This is a genomic window from Veillonella parvula (assembly GCF_032550495.1).
Lineage (GTDB): Bacteria > Bacillota > Negativicutes > Veillonellales > Veillonellaceae > Veillonella > Veillonella parvula_G.
Window position 1 is genome coordinate 225,993 of the sequence record NZ_JAWFZJ010000002.1, and the last position, 17,477, is coordinate 243,469.

General features: G+C 38.7%; 16 protein-coding genes. 10 read left to right on the plus strand and 6 right to left on the minus strand.

Going from position 1 to position 17,477, the window contains the following annotated elements; all coding sequences use genetic code 11:
• Positions 1-67: 67 nt before the first annotated feature.
• Genes E6X37_RS10395 through E6X37_RS10405 form a run of 3 tightly spaced genes read left to right on the plus strand, consistent with a single transcriptional unit; the run spans position 68 to position 1,391 of the window.
• On the plus strand, positions 68-334 hold the full coding sequence (locus tag E6X37_RS10395; protein ID WP_255324411.1) for a transposase family protein: 267 nt from the start codon (positions 68-70) through the stop codon (positions 332-334).
• Positions 335-387: 53 nt separating this feature from the next.
• On the plus strand, positions 388-798 hold the full coding sequence (locus E6X37_RS10400; RefSeq protein WP_252306437.1) for a transposase: 411 nt from the start codon (positions 388-390) through the stop codon (positions 796-798).
• Positions 799-833: 35 nt separating this feature from the next.
• Positions 834-1,391: a transposase gene (locus E6X37_RS10405; RefSeq protein ID WP_002881649.1), complete on the plus strand. Its 558-nt coding sequence runs from the start codon at positions 834-836 to the stop codon at positions 1,389-1,391.
• Between the two features lie 33 nt (positions 1,392-1,424).
• On the opposite strand, the gene E6X37_RS05200 is transcribed toward E6X37_RS10405, so the two are convergent.
• Positions 1,425-1,988 (minus strand): TetR/AcrR family transcriptional regulator, encoded by a 564-nt coding sequence (locus E6X37_RS05200; protein ID WP_316689662.1) that lies wholly within the window; start codon positions 1,986-1,988, stop codon positions 1,425-1,427.
• A gap of 200 nt (positions 1,989-2,188) precedes the next feature.
• Here E6X37_RS05200 and E6X37_RS05205 point away from each other — a divergent pair, with 200 nt between their 5' ends.
• Complete coding sequence (locus E6X37_RS05205; RefSeq protein ID WP_316689663.1) at positions 2,189-4,084, plus strand: heavy metal translocating P-type ATPase; 1,896 nt, start codon at positions 2,189-2,191, stop codon at positions 4,082-4,084.
• A gap of 119 nt (positions 4,085-4,203) precedes the next feature.
• Here E6X37_RS05205 and pflA read toward each other — a convergent pair whose 3' ends face one another.
• From pflA to pflB, 3 genes are all read right to left on the minus strand, one after another.
• Entirely contained in the window at positions 4,204-4,980 is a 777-nt protein-coding gene (pflA, locus tag E6X37_RS05210; protein ID WP_004693958.1) for a pyruvate formate-lyase-activating protein, read from the minus strand.
• A 12-nt stretch (positions 4,981-4,992) separates the two neighbouring features.
• Entirely contained in the window at positions 4,993-5,229 is a 237-nt protein-coding gene (gene grcA3, locus E6X37_RS05215; RefSeq protein ID WP_004693956.1) for an autonomous glycyl radical cofactor GrcA3, read from the minus strand.
• Positions 5,230-5,304: 75 nt separating this feature from the next.
• Positions 5,305-7,422, minus strand: coding sequence for a formate C-acetyltransferase (gene pflB / locus E6X37_RS05220; protein WP_004697664.1), 2,118 nt, complete (start codon positions 7,420-7,422; stop codon positions 5,305-5,307).
• A 497-nt stretch (positions 7,423-7,919) separates the two neighbouring features.
• On the opposite strand from pflB, the gene E6X37_RS05225 reads away from it, so the two are divergent.
• The 6 genes from E6X37_RS05225 to E6X37_RS05250 all read left to right on the plus strand — a co-directional run bounded on the left by E6X37_RS05225 (position 7,920) and on the right by E6X37_RS05250 (position 13,752).
• Positions 7,920-8,792 carry a helix-turn-helix domain-containing protein gene (locus tag E6X37_RS05225; RefSeq protein ID WP_155086335.1) on the plus strand — a complete coding sequence of 291 codons (873 nt, stop codon included), beginning with the start codon at positions 7,920-7,922 and terminating at the stop codon, positions 8,790-8,792.
• Between the two features lie 319 nt (positions 8,793-9,111).
• The gene (locus tag E6X37_RS05230) at positions 9,112-9,978 is read left to right on the plus strand and encodes a DMT family transporter (protein ID WP_278604649.1); all 867 of its coding nucleotides are present in this window, start codon (positions 9,112-9,114) and stop codon (positions 9,976-9,978) included.
• 253 nt (positions 9,979-10,231) lie between these two features.
• Positions 10,232-11,254 carry a methionine ABC transporter ATP-binding protein gene (locus tag E6X37_RS05235; RefSeq protein ID WP_227065555.1) on the plus strand — a complete coding sequence of 341 codons (1,023 nt, stop codon included), beginning with the start codon at positions 10,232-10,234 and terminating at the stop codon, positions 11,252-11,254.
• Positions 11,254-11,925 (plus strand): methionine ABC transporter permease, encoded by a 672-nt coding sequence (locus tag E6X37_RS05240; RefSeq protein ID WP_278604650.1) that lies wholly within the window; start codon positions 11,254-11,256, stop codon positions 11,923-11,925. The genes E6X37_RS05235 and E6X37_RS05240 overlap by 1 nt, the downstream gene beginning before the upstream one ends.
• Positions 11,926-11,979: 54 nt before the next feature.
• Complete coding sequence (locus E6X37_RS05245; RefSeq protein ID WP_129823631.1) at positions 11,980-12,804, plus strand: MetQ/NlpA family ABC transporter substrate-binding protein; 825 nt, start codon at positions 11,980-11,982, stop codon at positions 12,802-12,804.
• 195 nt (positions 12,805-12,999) lie between these two features.
• A complete protein-coding gene (locus tag E6X37_RS05250) occupies positions 13,000-13,752 on the plus strand; it encodes a hypothetical protein (protein ID WP_004697672.1) in 753 nt (250 codons plus the stop codon).
• A gap of 104 nt (positions 13,753-13,856) precedes the next feature.
• On the opposite strand, the gene E6X37_RS05255 is transcribed toward E6X37_RS05250, so the two are convergent.
• Both E6X37_RS05255 and E6X37_RS05260 read right to left on the minus strand, forming a co-directional pair.
• A complete protein-coding gene (locus tag E6X37_RS05255) occupies positions 13,857-15,614 on the minus strand; it encodes an ABC transporter ATP-binding protein (RefSeq protein ID WP_316689664.1) in 1,758 nt (585 codons plus the stop codon).
• Positions 15,611-17,422 (minus strand): ABC transporter ATP-binding protein, encoded by a 1,812-nt coding sequence (locus tag E6X37_RS05260; protein ID WP_316066658.1) that lies wholly within the window; start codon positions 17,420-17,422, stop codon positions 15,611-15,613. Before E6X37_RS05260 ends, E6X37_RS05255 begins: the two co-directional genes overlap by 4 nt.
• Positions 17,423-17,477: the final 55 nt, after the last annotated feature.

Here is a 17,477-nt window from a genome sequence, read left to right on the forward strand (position 1 = left end):
CTGATGATTTCGACATCAAATCTATAATTGATACCTTAACACCGCTGAGTAATAAAGGATGAATAATATGTCAGACTTATTATCCCTACCAGACATTAAAACAATAGAACCGCCACAAAAAAATGAAACCGATATGACGTTTAAAGTTGAAGCAGTCGGACCACCTGAACGTTGTCCTGAATGTGGTTTTGACAAGTTGTACAAACACAGTTCAAGAAATCAACTAATTATGGATTTGCCCATTCGTTTAAAGCGAGTGGGCTTACAATTGAACCGTAGACGATACAAGTGTCGTAAATGCGGATCTACCTTCTGGGAACGCCTATATCTGTAGATGAAAAGCGTAGTATGACCAAAAGGCTTTTAAAGTCCATTCAAGAGCAATCCATGTCTAAGACCTTTGTAGAAGTCGCAGAAAGCGTTGGTGTTGACGAGAAAACCATTAGGAACGTTTTTAAGGACTATGTGGCACTCAAAGAACGTGAATACCAGTTTGAAACTCCTAAGTGGCTTGGGATAGACGAGATACATATTATCCGTAGACCTCGGCTTGTATTGACTAATATTGAACGCAGGACTATTTATGACATCAAGCCTAACCGTAACAAGGAAACAGTCATCCAACGTCTTTCAGAAATCAGTGACAGGACTTACATTGAGTACGTCACAATGGATATGTGGAAGCCCTACAAAGACGCAGTGAACACTATCCTTCCACACGCTAAAGTTGTCGTAGATAAGTTTCATGTAGTTAGAATGGCTAATCAAGCCTTAGAGATAACGTCAGAAAGTCTTTGAAAGCCCATATGAGCCAAAAAGAAAGACGTACCCTTATGCGTGAAAGGTTTATCCTTCTAAAGCGTAAACACGATCTAAATGAACGTGAATCATTCCTCTTAGATACTTGGTTAGGTAATCTTCCTGCTTTAAAAGAAGCCTATGAACTCAAAGAAGAGTTTTACTGGATATGGGATACTCCTGATCCAGATGAAGGTCATCTTCGTTATAGTCAATGGAGACACCGTTGTATGTCCAGCAACTCTAAAGACGCATATAAAGACCTCGTGAGAGCCGTAGACAACTGGCATGTTGAAATATTCAACTACTTTGATAAAAGGCTCACTAATGCTTATACGGAGTCAATTAACAGCATTATTAGGCAGGTAGAGCGAATGGGTAGAGGTTACTCGTTTGATGCCTTACGAGCCAAAATCCTTTTCAATGAGAAGCTCCATAAAAAGCGTAAGCCACGATTTAATTCAAGTGCTTTCAATAAAGCTATGTTATACGATACTTTCAATTGGTATGAAGTGAATGATCACGACATTACAGACAACTTAGGTGTCGATTTTTCCACACTTATTAAGAATTTGGAGAAGGGTGATTTATAAGCCCTTTTCCACCATAAAATCCGAATACCCTAATTATATAATAGGTTCTATAACGGCATGAAAGTAATTGTCTAATTTTGTAGGTGATTCTTTCATGCCGTTTTTTACCCACCATAACACCATTTCCACAAAACTACCTGAAATATGATTGATAATAAAGTCATCCGGTAGATTTGTATTTGCTTTACGGTCTTGATTGATGAAATATCTTTGTACCAACTCATTTAAATGATCTCTAAAATAGCGCAAAAAGATTTCGTTATTATCACTAGCTAGTAGTTCAAGTATTTTATTTTCATTTTGCTGTAAATGTTGTAATAAATGACCAAATACTGAGACTGGGTAAATATTTTGTTGATAAAGCCCATGAGCATGAGGTAAATGATTAATACTATCTTTTATATGTAAAAATAAGTCTTCGCAGAGGGCTTCTAGTAATGCCTCTTTTGTGTCGAAATGAGCATAAAATGTGGTGCGTCCAATATCTGCGGCACTAATGATTTCCTGAACGGTGATTTTGTCATATGCTTTATTAGATAATAATTCGTTAAAAGCTATAAATATAGCTTTACGAGTCCTTTTCTGTCTACGATCCATATTAACTCCTGTCATACTTTTAGTACAAAACATCATATATGTTCCGTAATGAACATATGCGATGTTTTATATATTGTATTAAAACCATAGGTTGATACAATTAAAGTGAACAAAGTGTTCGCTATCGTAATTATTGTACTGTAAGTATAGTCATAATTCAATTCATATTGATAGTGAAAGTCTGATAAGGGGATTGCTGTATGGTACGTCGAATACATGGTATATTATCTGGTTTATATATGACGATTTTAGCAGGGCTATTTTTACTGCTTGATGGGATTCCGCATTTGATAGAGGAGTTTGGTGGACAGAGTTCGTTTCAAAATATATTCCCTTTTGAGCCTTCTTGGGTTACCGTTATTATTTGTGGTTTTCCTCTTGTGTATTTATCTATTCGAAGGATCGTATATAATAAGGGAATTAGTAAAATCTCGTCTGCTCTATTGATTTCCATGGCTATGTTTGCAGCCGTTGCCATCGGAGATATATTTGCGGCTGGTGAGGTAGCGTTTATTATGGCTTTAGGCGCTCTCCTTGAAGAAGCAACTACCGAGCGAGCAAAAAAGGGGTTAAAAAAGTTAATTTCGTTAGCACCTGTTAAGGGTCGTAAAATACAAGATAACAAAGAAATAATGATTTCCGTAGAGTCTATACAAAGTGGTGATTACTTGCGAATCCTTCCGGGCGAAACAATACCTGTAGATGGGCGAATCATTAACGGTGAAACAACGGTAGATCAATCCATTATGACAGGAGAGTCTATACCTGTTGATAAAACAATTGATGATGATGTATTTGGTGGAACTATTAACTGTTTTGGTGCCATAGATATTATAGCTACTAAAGTGGGCGAAGATAGTTCTATTCAAAAAATGATTCAGCTTATTAGAAATGCGGAACAGAAACAGGCTCCGATTCAGCGTATAGCTGATACTGTTGCTAGTCGATTGGTTCCTATTGCATTGATGATTGCATGTATAGGCTATCTAGTAACTGGAAATATCATCGTCGGTGTTACTGTGTTGGTAGTATTTTGTCCTTGTGCATTGGTGCTTGCTACACCTACTGCGGTTATGGCCGCTATTGGTCAAGCTACTAAACATGGCGTTATTATTAAATCTGGTGAAATTCTTGAAACTATGGGAAAAGTGGATACCATGGCATTTGATAAAACCGGCACATTAACACGTGGCCAGTTATCGGTTCAATCTATTTTGGTCGTTGATACAGATTATAGTGAGGTCGATATTCTTCAATTAACTGCATCTGCAGAGGCTAAGAGCGAGCATCCTATTGGCAAGGCTATCGTTTCTCATGCCATACATCAAGATTTAGAAATACTTGATACTACTTCGTTTACGATGTCCGTAGGAAGGGGCGTTATTGCCGTAATAAACGGTGTTACATTATATTGTGGAAATGAACGATTCCTTGAAGAGCATAATATTATTGTATGTGAGTCTATTCAACAAATCGTTAATGTATATCGAAGTGAAGGAAAGGTATCTGTCATTATTGCAGATAAAGAGCATATTATAGGTATCATTACATTATCTGATACAATGCGAAATGATGCGATAAATATGATATCTGATATCTCAAGCTTAGATATGACAACAGTATTACTTACTGGTGATAGTAAAGCCGCAGCTACATATATTGGAAAGAAATCTGGTGTTTACGAAATACATGCGGAGCTTTTACCAGGAGAAAAAGTAAGTATTATCGAATCTTTGCAAGGGAAACATCACAAGGTTTGTATGGTTGGCGACGGAATTAATGATGCTCCGGCTATGAAGACTGCTGATGTGAGTATTGCAATGGGGACTATTGGTAGTGATATTGCCATAGAAACAGCAGACATTGCTTTGATGAGTGATGACCTTAGCAAAATTCCTTATATTAAGCGACTATCAGATGCTACGATTAAAACTATAAAATTTAGTATTGCTTTATCAATGGCCATTAATTGTATCGCTATTATTCTCTCATTGCTTGAGGTTTTGACGCCTACTACAGGTGCATTAGTGCATAATGTGGGATCTTGTTTAGTGGTCCTCATCGCTGCCCGTTTGTATGATAGAAAGTTTATTTAAATGCAATAAGAGCCGTCCCCGGTTGTATGGGGGCGGCTCTATTGATTAGGGCTATCATAGATCAAGTTTTGGTATATATATTTATATATATCAAGGGAGGTAGTTATCCTCAAACTTGATTATGATTGATGTTGTGTTTTGATGGGACTCCACCAATGGCGTCTATAGGCCTTGATGCCTTCCACCACGGTTCTTGTCGCTTTAGCTGCAATATCTTTCGTTGCAGCTGGGATGCCCTCTAGGCGATAGGGAATACCTAACTCCTTATATTTAGCAATACCCATAACGTGATAAGGTAAGCAATCAACGGCTTGTAAATTTTTCAGAGATCCTAGAAAAAAGCCTAGACGATAATGACGATCGGCATTATCTGTAATCGTAGGGACTACTACGTGACGAACCCAAATCGGAACTTCCACGTCTGCCGTCAATCGTGCAAACCCGAGAATGGGCTCTAACGGTTTACCTGTTAACCATAAATGCTTGGCTGGATCGATTTCCTTAATGTCTAGGATGACGAGACTAGTCACACTGAGTAATTTACGGTATGCCACCTCTTGGTGGGGGTCAAAACAAATTCCACTTGTATCTAAACAGGTATGGACGTTTCTTTCACGGAAATATGTGAAAAGCTCAATAACAAAGTCGATTTGCATAAGAGCTTCCCCACCTGTGACGGTGATACCACCATTAGTATAAAATTGGCGGTTACGTTCGTACTGGTCCCATAATTCCTTTACGGTCATGAATTTAGCATTATCGCTAGTTTCATCCCATGTGTCAGGATTATGGCAATAAGCACAGCGCATGGGGCATCCTTGAAGAAATACCACCATGCGCATGCCTGGACCATCAACCGTACCCATCGTTTCAACCGAATGAATACGTCCAGTCATAGGAAACCTCGATTAGATACGTTGATGGAATGTACGGGAAATAACTTCGTCCTGTTGTTGTTTTGTCAATTTGTTGAAGTGCACCGCATAACCGGATACACGAATCGTCAATTGAGGGTACAACTCAGGATGTTTTTGAGCGTCTAACAATGTTTCACGAGTGAACACGTTAACGTTCAAATGATGGCCGCCCTTTTGGGAATAACCATCCAATAACTCTACCAAGTTATCAACTTGTTGGTTGCTCATGGGTATAACCTCCTTTCAACCAAGACTAACACACGTATCGATGCCGGTGAAAGCAGTTCGATACTGTGGAAGATTTTACTTATCTTCCTCTATAGTAACATTTGGTTCGCTACATGCGAAGTTTGTATTGCTGTTAGGCAATTGAGAAGGGTCTAACTCAATATCAAAATCGCTAACGGAAACAAATGTTTCACCAGATTTACCTAATGCGTCCGGAATGATAGAGAAGGTATTAGAAATACCATCGGAGCAATCACGCCATGGCATTTTAGCTACGGATGCCAATGAAGATACGGCACCGTGAGAATCACGACCGTGCATTGGGTTCGCGCCAGGAGCGAAAGCTTCGCCAGCTTTACGGCCGTCTGGAGTAGAACCTGTAGCAGTACCATATACTACGTTGGAAGTAATTGTTAACAAGCTCATAGTAGGAACGGATTGACGATATGTAGGATGTTTACGAATCTTGTTCATAAATGTGGAAACAACTTTTGCTGCCAAGCCATCTACACGGTCATCATCGTTACCATATTTAGGGAAGTCGCCTTCGATTTCGAAATCAACAGCGATGCCATTTTCGTCACGGATAGGTTTTACCTTAGCATATTTAATAGCAGATAAGGAGTCTGCTACTACGGATAAACCAGCGATACCAGTTGCAAACCAACGAGTTACCTTGCGGTCATGCAATGCCATTTCTAGTTTTTCATAAGCATATTTATCGTGCATGTAGTGAATGATGTTCAATGCATTTACATATACGCCTGCCAACCATTCCATCATGTCGTCGAATTTTTCCCATACTTCGTCAAATTCTAAGTATTCGGAAGTGATAGGGCGGTATTTAGGACCAATTTGTTTCTTCAACTTTTCGTCAACGCCGCCATTGATTGCGTAAAGCAAGCATTTAGCCAAGTTGGAACGAGCACCGAAGAATTGCATTTCTTTACCGATACGCATTGGGGATACGCAACATGCGATGGCGTAGTCATCACCAGAGTTAGGACGCATCAATTCGTCGTTTTCGTATTGAATGGAAGATGTTTCGATGGATAATTTCGCACAGAAACGGCGGAAACCGATAGGCATGCGAGGGGACCATAATACAGTGAGGTTTGGTTCTGGAGCAGGACCAAGGTTAGTCAATGTATGTAGGTAACGGAAGGACATCTTAGAAACCAATGTACGGCCGTCAGTACCCATACCACCGATGGATTCAGTCGTCCAAACAGGGTCACCTGTGAACAAATTGTTGTATTCGTGGATACGTGCGAAGCGAACCATGCGCAATTTCATGATGAAATGGTCTACGAATTCTTGGATTTGTTCCTCTGTGTATGTGCCGTTGCGAAGGTCTCGTTCCGCATAGATATCGAGGAATGTGGAGTTACGGCCAATGGACATAGCAGCACCGTTTTGCTCTTTAATGGCACCAAGATAGCCGAAGTAAATCCATTGCATAGCTTCACGAACATCCTTAGCTGGTTTGGAAATATCATAGCCATAGGACGCTGCCATCTCTTTCAATTCTTTCAAAGAACGGATTTGATCTTGTATTTCTTCACGGTCGCGAATGACATCCTCTAGCATGTCACCCATTGTGATGCTAAATTGTTCTTTTTTATCTTCAATGAGATAATCAACCCCGTAAAGAGCGATACGACGATAGTCACCGATAATACGACCGCGGCTGTACGCATCTGGCAAACCAGTTACAATATGAGCTGTACGTGCAGCACGCATTTCTGGAGTATATACATCAAATACGCCATCATTGTGAGTTTTGCGATGTTTCTTGAAGAAGTCCTCTGTTTGCGGATCCATTTTGAATCCGTATTCTTCGATAGCGGATTTTGCCGTACGCAAACCACCATATGGGAACATAGCGCGTTTTAAAGGTTTGTCAGTTTGCAAACCAACGATTGTTTCAAGGTCTTTGTCGATATATCCTGGCGCATGGGCAGTAATGTGTGTGGCCACAGAAGTATCAGCATCGAGCATGCCGCCTTTTTCACGTTCTTCTTCATAAAGCTTCATTACTTGTTCCCACAATTTTGTTGTTCGTTCTGTAGGACCAGAAAGGAAGGAATCGTCCCCTTCATAGGGAATATAGTTTCTTTGAATAAAGTCGCGTACATCAACGGCTTTATCCCACACACCTGTGTTAAAATCTTTCCATGCAGTATGTTGCATTTTGCACCTCCATAAAAGGATATAACTATAGATTTCTATGCCTATAGTGTACAATGTTTGTAGCAATTCTACAATGAATAGATGATATAGATTTTCAATACATACTATGCGATTTTGTGAAGTATCTCATAAACTTTCATAAGCTAAATTGTTGGGATTTGCTTTTATATAGCGGCTTATATGAGCTTTTGCTTTTTGTGATCTCACTTGATGCATATATAATAATATGAAATTGCATATCAATATTGTTAAGAAACCTTGAATTCCGATTTTTCAATAATATTGGATAGCTTATATTTGTGTATAGTTCAAGCGGTCGTTTACATCTTGTACAGAATTAGCCTGTAAGTCTTTATAAATGCACGTATATTGTGATGCTACGGAACGTTGCTGGACAAGAAAACAAGCGTTTCTTTTCTTCATTGATACTATGTACTATACTCTGAGCAGCTCTTGTTGAAGAGTAACTGATATTGCCTAAAATAGGAGGTCACATTATGGATTTTAATGAAAAATTACGGGAGTATAGAAAACAATTCGGATTATCTCAGGGAAAATTGGCGGAAACGCTCAATGTGTCAAGACAGGCCATAACAAAATGGGAATCGGGCAATGGGATGCCGGATATTTCGAATTTAAAGGCTCTTTCAGGTGTATTCCATGTCTCTGTGGATGAATTACTTTCAGAAGAAGCGGTTAAACCTCGATATCCTTATGAAAGTATTGTAGAATACGATATCGATGAGATAAAACATTTCGACATTAAACTGGGTTCTGTTAATCGCGTAAAAATGAGAGCTGGAGAGGGTGAGAAGATAAAGGTTCAACTGGTCAGTGATACTATTGAAAATTTGACGGAACTGGTGAAAGTAAAAATCGATGATATCAAAAGGCGTATCGATGTGGATGTAAATCGTTCCAAATCCTTATGTGAAGAGCTTGTAAAAGAACATCTGTCGATTTTTATAAATTTGCCTGAAAAATATATGGGAGATACGGAGTTAGCGACCCATTGTGAGAAACTGGAGCTATTTGATATTATTAGTGAAAAGTTTGAGCTAGATGGAGAGGCTAAAGAAATTTATATTGCCGGCGGTAACAGTCATATAGAGTTGGATAACAACTCTCCAATGGAGATATATATAGCGGATTATACGGGGCGAATTGATGTGAATCAGATATCGGCGAAATCTCGGCTGCATGTCCCTCACGAGTATGCTTTCAAAGCGGTGAAAAAAGGTATTCGCACTAAATTGCTCTTTGAAGATCGTGGACATCTTGTAGACGATTTTTCTGTGTCTGAATCAGAAAATCAAATTGAAATTAATGGAATCAATAGTGAACTTACAATAGTCAAGTTAAGTGAATAGTTGTATTAATTATATGGACATATTTGCTACATAGTTTTCATAAAGCGTTATTATTTGTTCCAACGACTTTGTTACACATTTTGTAGGTCCCATAAGGAAGAAATCATCCCCTTCATAGGAATAAAAAGTATGATTTAATTTATTGTAGTGTTAGGGGTATATTATGGTACTATTGAGATAGTGTTATTAAGCTATAAAACATGTAGATAACATGATCTTGGTAGAATGAATCAAAATAGAAATAATTTGGATAGAATATACGTTAATCAAAGTGGATTATAAGATTGTATAGGCGAATACTATTGAAAGGCGGATGTTAATGACAAATCGAAAGAAAGCACTTTTAGGTGCATCTGCTACAATTGCTGTATGGGCTACTGCATTTCCTTTCAGTAAAATAGCATTACAATCCGTAGATTCATTAACACTTTCTGTGGCAAGGGTTATGGGTGGGGCCTTACTTATGCTAGTAATCGGTGTTGTAAAAGGCTTACACATACCGACAACATGGCGTGAGTGGGGACTATATATTCTGTTAGGCGCCACAGGGAATTTTGTTTACCAAGTTGTTTTTAATGAAGGTTTGCGCACAATTCCGGCGGCCACATCCAGTATTATTATGGCTTTGACTCCGATGACGACGGCACTGATGGCCATGATTGTTTATAAAGATAAAATACGCCCCATAGGCTGGTTATTTACAATAACAGCTTTTATAGGTGTAGCCATAATTATTCTTTGGAATTCAACCCTTACAATTCCTACAGGTGCATTATGGACTTTGCTGGGGATGACACTCTTTGCAGTTTATAATATCCTTAATCGTGGCCTTAGTTTAAAAGGATATAAGCCTATCACTATCGCCATGTGGTCTATGTTTACAGGTACCATTATGGCTTTGCCTTTTGCGGAACATGCCATTGAAATGATAGCTGTGGCACCGATTAGTGTAAAATTTGCCATGGCCTATTTAGCATTTCTTTCTAGTGCGTTAGGCTTTGTTTTCTGGAGCTATGCCTTGGAACATGCGGAAAAGGTTTCAGATGTAACCAACTTTATGTATATCTCGCCCATAGTGGCAGCTATTGTAGCCGCATTTTTATTGGGAGAAATTCCTAATATGGGGCTCTATATTGGGGCGCCTATTATACTAGGATCTTTATACCTTTTTAATCAATATAGATAATTTATTTTTGTTAGTGTCTGAATTGGTTCAGCTTGATGTAAAAAAATAAAATTAGATAAATAGGGATGTGAACCCTTATAAGATAAGAGCTATATAATAAAAGAACCTCAACCTTTTAACTGGTGAGGTTCTTTTTTGGTTTGACAGTCCTTATAAATTGTAGTAATCTAAGTACATAATTAAATCATACCTTATAGATATGTTTTAAATTTAAAATTAATTCCTACTGAATTGTAGGAAAAGAGGTGGTACAGTGATTGCTATACGAAATGTAACGAAAGAGTTTGATGTTAATAAGCAAAAGGTTACTGCATTATCTGATGTAAACTTTACCATAGAAAAAGGCGACATATTTGGCATTATTGGCTTTAGTGGAGCCGGTAAATCTACACTGTTACGCATGATTAATGCTTTAGAGGTACCTACCTCTGGTCATGTTGAAATAGATGGTGTGAATATCAATGGCTTAAGTTTTAACGAGCTCAGAAAGGTTCGTAAGCGCATCGGCATGGTGTTTCAACAGTTCAATTTATTGAATGCTAAATCTGTTTATGATAATGTGGCGATTCCATTAATTCTAAATAAAGTTTCTAAATCAGAGATTGATAACAAGGTTAAAACCTTGTTAGACTTTGTTGATTTAGGTGATAAAGCAAATGCCTATCCAGGAGAATTATCTGGTGGTCAAAAGCAGCGCGTTGGTATTGCTCGTGCGTTGGCTACAGATCCATCAATTCTGCTTTGCGATGAAGCAACAAGTGCTCTTGATCCAGATACGACAGAGTCTATTCTTCAATTATTAGAACGCGTTAATCGTGAACTAGGGGTAACAGTCGTTATCGTAACTCATGAGATAGATGTAATCCAAAAGATATGTAATCGCGTTGTAGTTATGGAACATGGGAAGCTTATCGAGAGAGGTTCTGTACTTGAGGTGTTTAGTAAACCTAAGCATGAAACAACAAAACGATTTGTTAGGACTGTTATTCCTGATGAAATCCCATCTACAGTTAAACATACCTTGGCTTGTGATAAAAGGCCTTACACAATACTTAAAATGCACTTCTTAGGAAATAATACAACTGATAATGTGCTATATCATATTAATAAAACCTTTGATTTAGAAACGAGTGTGTTGTTTGCTACGGTAACAGAGTTAGAGCATACGGTACTTGGTATTTTCATTGTTCAGTTTATTGGTGATGATTTGGAAGTGGGCAAGGTAAAAGAGTATCTTGTGACACAAGGCATCGAATGGCAGGAGGTGACACTATAATGGACTTCTTTATGCAAGAACTTGGAGTTCCGGGTTCGCAGTTAGTACTAGCTGCAGAACAGACATTATATATGGTGTTCCTGTCTTTATTCATTGGTACAATACTAGGGTTAATTATTGCAGTTACACTGGTGGTAACAAATCCTAATGGGATTGTTAAAAATAGTGTTGTTTATACCATTACAAATACAATTGTTAATATCGTGCGTTCCGTACCATTTATCATCTTGATGGTGTTTATCTTACCGTTGACTAAGATGATTGTTGGTACTCGTGTGGGCACAACGGCGGCTATTGTACCGCTTGTTATATTCATTGCGCCTTATCTTGCTCGACTCTTTGAAAACTCTATTTTAGAGGTCAATAAAGGCATTATTGAGGCTGCACAGTCTATGGGGGCCTCTCATTTTGAGGTGATTTGGCATTTCCTTTTACCAGAGGCAAAGGGATCGCTTATCTTATCCATTACAACAGGTACTATAGGTCTTATCGGTGCTACTGCTATGGCTGGTGCCATTGGTGCAGGTGGTGTAGGTGACTTGGCTCTTACCTATGGTTATGAACGGTTGAACTTCCCATTGATGTTATTTACCGTTGTTATTTTAATTATTTTTGTTCAAATTATTCAAACCATAGGTAACTACTTTGCACGTCGTGCGCGTCGTTCATAATTTGATGAAATAGATTTTGGTTATATTGATTGTGAAAGTATAGGAGAATGTACTATGAAATTTAAAAAACTTCTTGCCCTTGGCGCGGCATTAGTATTTAGCGTAGCTTTTATCGCAGGCTGCGGTTCCAATAATAGCGATAATGGTGCTAAAAAGGAATTATCCTATAGTAAGTCTCAAGGCCCTTACTCTGAACTATTTGAAAAAGGTGTAAAACCAATTTTGGAAAAACAAGGCTATACCTTTAAAGGTGTAGATATGTCTGATTTGGTACAAGCGGACCAAGTGTTGAGCGATGGTGAAGTAGATTTCAACGTTGAACAACATACAGCATACATGAAAAACTTCAACGAAAAACAAAATGGTCATCTTGTAGCGTTGACTCCAATTCCAACGGTGCCAGCAGGTATCTTTAGCGGTTCTAAAACCTCTTTAGACCAAGTGGCAGATGGTGATACTATTGCAGTACCAAATGATGCATCTAACATGGCTCGTGCCTATGCATTGTTGCAAAAAATCGGTTGGATTAAACTTGATCCTAACAAAGATTTAGCAACAGTAACACAAGCTGATATCATTGAAAATCCTAAACATCTTAAATTTACTGAAATGAAATCTCTTACAATTCCTTCTGTACGTACTGATTTCGACTATATTGTTATTACCGGTGCTATCATTTATAATGCAAAAATTGATCCAAAATCAGCGTTGGCTAACGAAGATGTATTGCCACAATGGTTGTTACAAGTAGTAGTTAACGAGAAAAATAAAGATGCACAATGGGCAAAAGACCTTGTAGCAGCTTACCACTCTCAAGAATTTAAAGACTACATGGAAAAAAATAACAACGGCCTATGGTTCGTACCAAAAGGTGAATAGAATATAGGAAACGTGCTGTGCATGAGCACAAATAAAAGAACCACTGATTAGTTATAGATTATCAGTGGTTCTTTTGTTTAGATAGAAAGTTTTATGAAAGATTTATGAATTGTTTATTGGTAAATATATATAAATTAACGTAAAATGAGGTTAATGTGAAGTTTGTGCAAGGGGTTATAGAGAAAGGGGATATATATGTACTCTGTAATTGTAGCTTTAATATTTTTATTTATTATTATGTTTTTTGTTATAGGTATAATTTCACCAAAACATGTTTTTCCTAAAAATGAGAAAAATCCAAATCGTAAAAAGGTGTTCTTAACAACTATAGTTATGATAGTCCTATTTTTTGTTGGCGTTGCGCTGACAAATAAAGCAGATGATAGTAGTAATTCAAATAGTGCTACGGTAGTTACTGCTGAGCAAAAAAAAGAAAAATCTAATGAACTTGTAACAATTCTTTCTCAGGTTCCACAATATGAGGATAAGGTTGAGAAAAGTGTTATTTACAAACCTTGGGGTGAATTAATACCGCCACAAGATGCAGTCTATTGGTATGCGATTAATAAAGATAATTTTATTAATGAACGTATTAAAATCGTCAATTTCTCAGATGGTATTGATTGGGTATTTTGGGATAAGATTATTTTCTCAACTGATCAAAATCGATGGGATTATGAAATTAATAGTTTTGCTGGTCAATCTGGTGGAGGTAAAAGTACTCAAATTGTTATGGGTGGGAAATATGAATTTCTTGATGTACCATTTGAAAAACTAGCTCCTGGTATAAAAATATTAATTGAAGGTTCCAATCCTATAATTCGTCTCCAAGGTGATAAGTATAAATTTGATTATGTAGTTCCAGAAAATCAAATAGAACACCTTAAAGCTGGATATAAGGTGTATGAGGATTTAAAGGCTACTGGTGGTATGATTATAGATAAATAAAATATGAAAGCGATACCTAATTTATTTCTCTAATACTAAAGAGTTTAGGTATCGCTTTTATTATTTATACATTAATAGAGATTAGATATTTATTGGAACCTTGACTATACGGTCATACCTGCCGCATAGTTTTCATAGAGTTCTTTATAGTGACCACCACGTTCGATTAGTTCGTGATGTGTTCCTTGTTCCACAATGGTGCCGTTTTCTACTACGAGTAGGAAGTCAGCATTTTTGATTGTAGACAAGCGGTGGGCGATTACGATGCTTGTACGACCTTTGAGGAGGGTATTCATTGCTTTTTGAACCTCCACCTCGGTTCGAGTGTCGACGTTAGCCGTTGCTTCGTCGAGGATGAGAATACTAGGGTCCGCTAAGAATGCGCGAGCGATAGTAATCAATTGGCGTTGACCTTGGGATAGATCATCACCACCTTGTTTGAGCACAGTATCGTAGCCATCTGGTAAGGTACGGATAAAGTGATCTGCCATAGCTAGCCTTGCAACATATTCAATTTCTTCTCGTGTTGCATTTTGTTTACCGTAGCCGATGTTATCCGCAATGGTGCCTGTGAAAATCCAAGCATCTTGTAATACCATGCCTACCGTATTATGTAAGCTTTCACGAGATATGTCACGAATGTCGACACCATCAATGGTAATACGGCCTTTCATAATATCATAAAAGCGCATGATAAGGTTTACCAAGGTTGATTTACCAGCTCCCGTAGGGCCTACAATGGCCACCATGGATCCACCAGGAATATGAATGTTGATATCTTTCATAAACACATTGGATGGTGTATAGCCGAAATCAACATGTTCAAAATCGATAGTGCCTGTATGTGTTGTTGTATCGCCTAATGTTTTGGTGCCCTTATCAATTTCAGCTGGTGTATCTATAACCTCATAAATACGGCCTAAAGCGGCAGCCGTTTCTTGGAATTTTGTCATAATGTAGGAACTGCGAGAGAGTGGATCTGAAACTTGTCCTACATAGAGGAAGAAGGCTTGGATATCGCCGATAGAAATAGAGCCTCGTAATACCATGAGGCCCCCTTGAATAGCAACGAGGCAATAGGTGAATTGATTTAGAAACTTTACAAGAGGTTCAACGAGTTGACTCGTAAAAGCAGCGCTTCTCATACTTTTAAATAGATTCTCGTTCAGTATCTGTACTTGATTTGTCGTAGTATCTTCAAGGCCAAAGGTTTGGATAATCGGTTTTCCTACTACAATTTCCTCTATGCCACTGTTGAAAGCACCTAATGCGCTTTGGTTTTTGAGATAAACCCGACGAGCCCGTTTAGATAACCATGTTAAACATAGGATACCAATACATATAATGGCGATGATAGAGATGCCTAGCATCGGGCTTATCCAAATCATCATAGCCGTGGCACCTATAATACCGATAATGGCAGATACAAGGCCCGGTACGCCTTCACCTATAGTTTCAGCAACGGCATCTAAGTCAGAGGTGAGTCGGCTTAGTAAATCGCCTCGCTGGTGATCGTGAAAGTACTCTATAGGCAATGAGTATAGGTGGGTGCTCATGCGTGTGCGTAAAGCTAATACTGTTTTAGAACCAATAGAGGACATCATATACTCACCAAAGTAAGTAAATAGTGCATGTCCACTATAGAGTGCGATGAGCCAGAGAATAATCGTATCTACAGAGGCAATAATCGTATTAATATCTTGATCTGTTTTTAAACCGCTGACGATAGCATCTACAATTCTACCTAGTAAGACTGGAGCAGAGACCTCAAATGTAGCCGCTGTAATGAGAGCTAAGATGAGGAGCGCTAGCCATCCCCATTGGCTTTTAGATTCGATTAGGAAACGACGTAATGGGCTCATGCTGTCACCTCCTGAGATGCTAAAATCTGTTGATATACAGTCGAGGTGGTTGCCAGTTCATCATGTGTGCCGTATCCTGCAACTTGACCTCTGTTAATAATTAGAATGTGGTCTGCTTTTTTAGTAGCGCTTACCTTTTGCTCCACAGAAATGAGAGCAGGGCGATTATCCTTTTGTAACTCTTCATGTAGTGCGGTACGAACAGCACGCTCTGTAGTGCCGTCGAGGGCAGAGAAGCTGTCGTCGAATATGAATAAATCCGGTTTGCGAACTAAGGCTCTAGCCATGGCAAGGCGCTGACGTTGACCACCAGATAGATTAGTACCACCTTGGGCAACCATATACTGGTAACCACCTTCAAGGCGACTTATAAATTCATCTGCCTTAGAGAGTCGACATGCATTTTCTACATCTTGAGCGGTAATATCTTGATTTGGCGCTGAACCATACCGGACGTTCATGTCTACCGTGCCTGTAAATAAGTAAGCTCGTTGTGGCACATAGCCGATGCGTGCGCGTAAGTCATCTATATTCCATTCATAGATGGACGTACCTTTAAAGAGAATATCTCCAGATTCAATAGAGAAGAGTCGAGGAATAAGGTTGGTGATTGTACTTTTACCAGAACCGATATCACCCATTATGGCTAAGGTTTCGCCGTGATGTACCACAAAAGAGATATTCTCTAGCGCAGGAGACTCCGCATTATCGTAACGGAACGTAACATTGCGGAACTCCAAAAGAGGTGTATCATCGTTTGCCGTTACCGCAAAGTTTTGGCTCTCTTCTTGATTAGTAGAATACTTTGTAGAGTGAGAATTTAAATTTATAATGTTGCTATTATATGGTTCAGGGAAGGTATCGGTGTTTTCGTGTTCTAACAACTCACGAATACGAGAATAACATACAATAGCTTCAGGGATGTCGATGATGACGAATATGGCCATGAGCATACTCAATAGGATGAGGTTCGCATACTCGATAACGGCCATGATATCACCTACCTGCAGGGATCCCATGCTGACGTTGTAGCCACCGAGCCAGAGAATGGCAACGGTGCTCACATTAAATAGAATGAGTATAGTCGGTAAACCGATGGCAAAGGTTTGGCGTAATTTTTTGTTGAGCTGTGCGGACTCTGTAAAAATAGCAATTTCTTTTTTGTTTTCATAGGTTCTTCTGTTGAAAGCTCTAATCACTGGCATACCTACGATGTGATCCCGAACCATATCGGTGATATCGTCTAGCTTTAATTGTATAGCCTTGATAAGTGGTAAGGCCCGGCTTTCAATAAAGATAATGGTGAGTATCATACAAGCCATTACGGCGAGGATGACGAGCCCTAGTTGCCAACTTTTGTAGAAGGTAAGACCGAGGCCAACACATATCATAATCGGCATAGGGAGAATCATATTTAATCCTTCTCCTAGGACCGACTGAATTTTTTCTACGTCCCGGCTTGTGCGCATCAATATGGTGCCAGTACCAAAGTGCGTAAAGTCTCGGAGTGAAAAATATTGTAATGCTTTCACTAGATCATCACGCAATACCTTGCCTACAGATGCTGAAATATGAGCACTCATAGCAACGCCTAGGATAGCGGATAGTACTGTTAGTAATGCCACAACAAGCATGTTCATGCTAGAGTTGGCAATCATCTCTAGATCGCCTTTGAGAACGCCGTCATTAATGATTGATGCCGTCAATGTTGGTATATATAATGTGCCCGCTACCGTGAGTAACGAAAGAAACGATACTATAACAGCAGGCAACCATAAAGGTTTTATATAATATATAAATGGTTTCATTGGAAGCCTCTTACTCTTAATAAATTAATAAATTTCGATATTTATATTATATTGG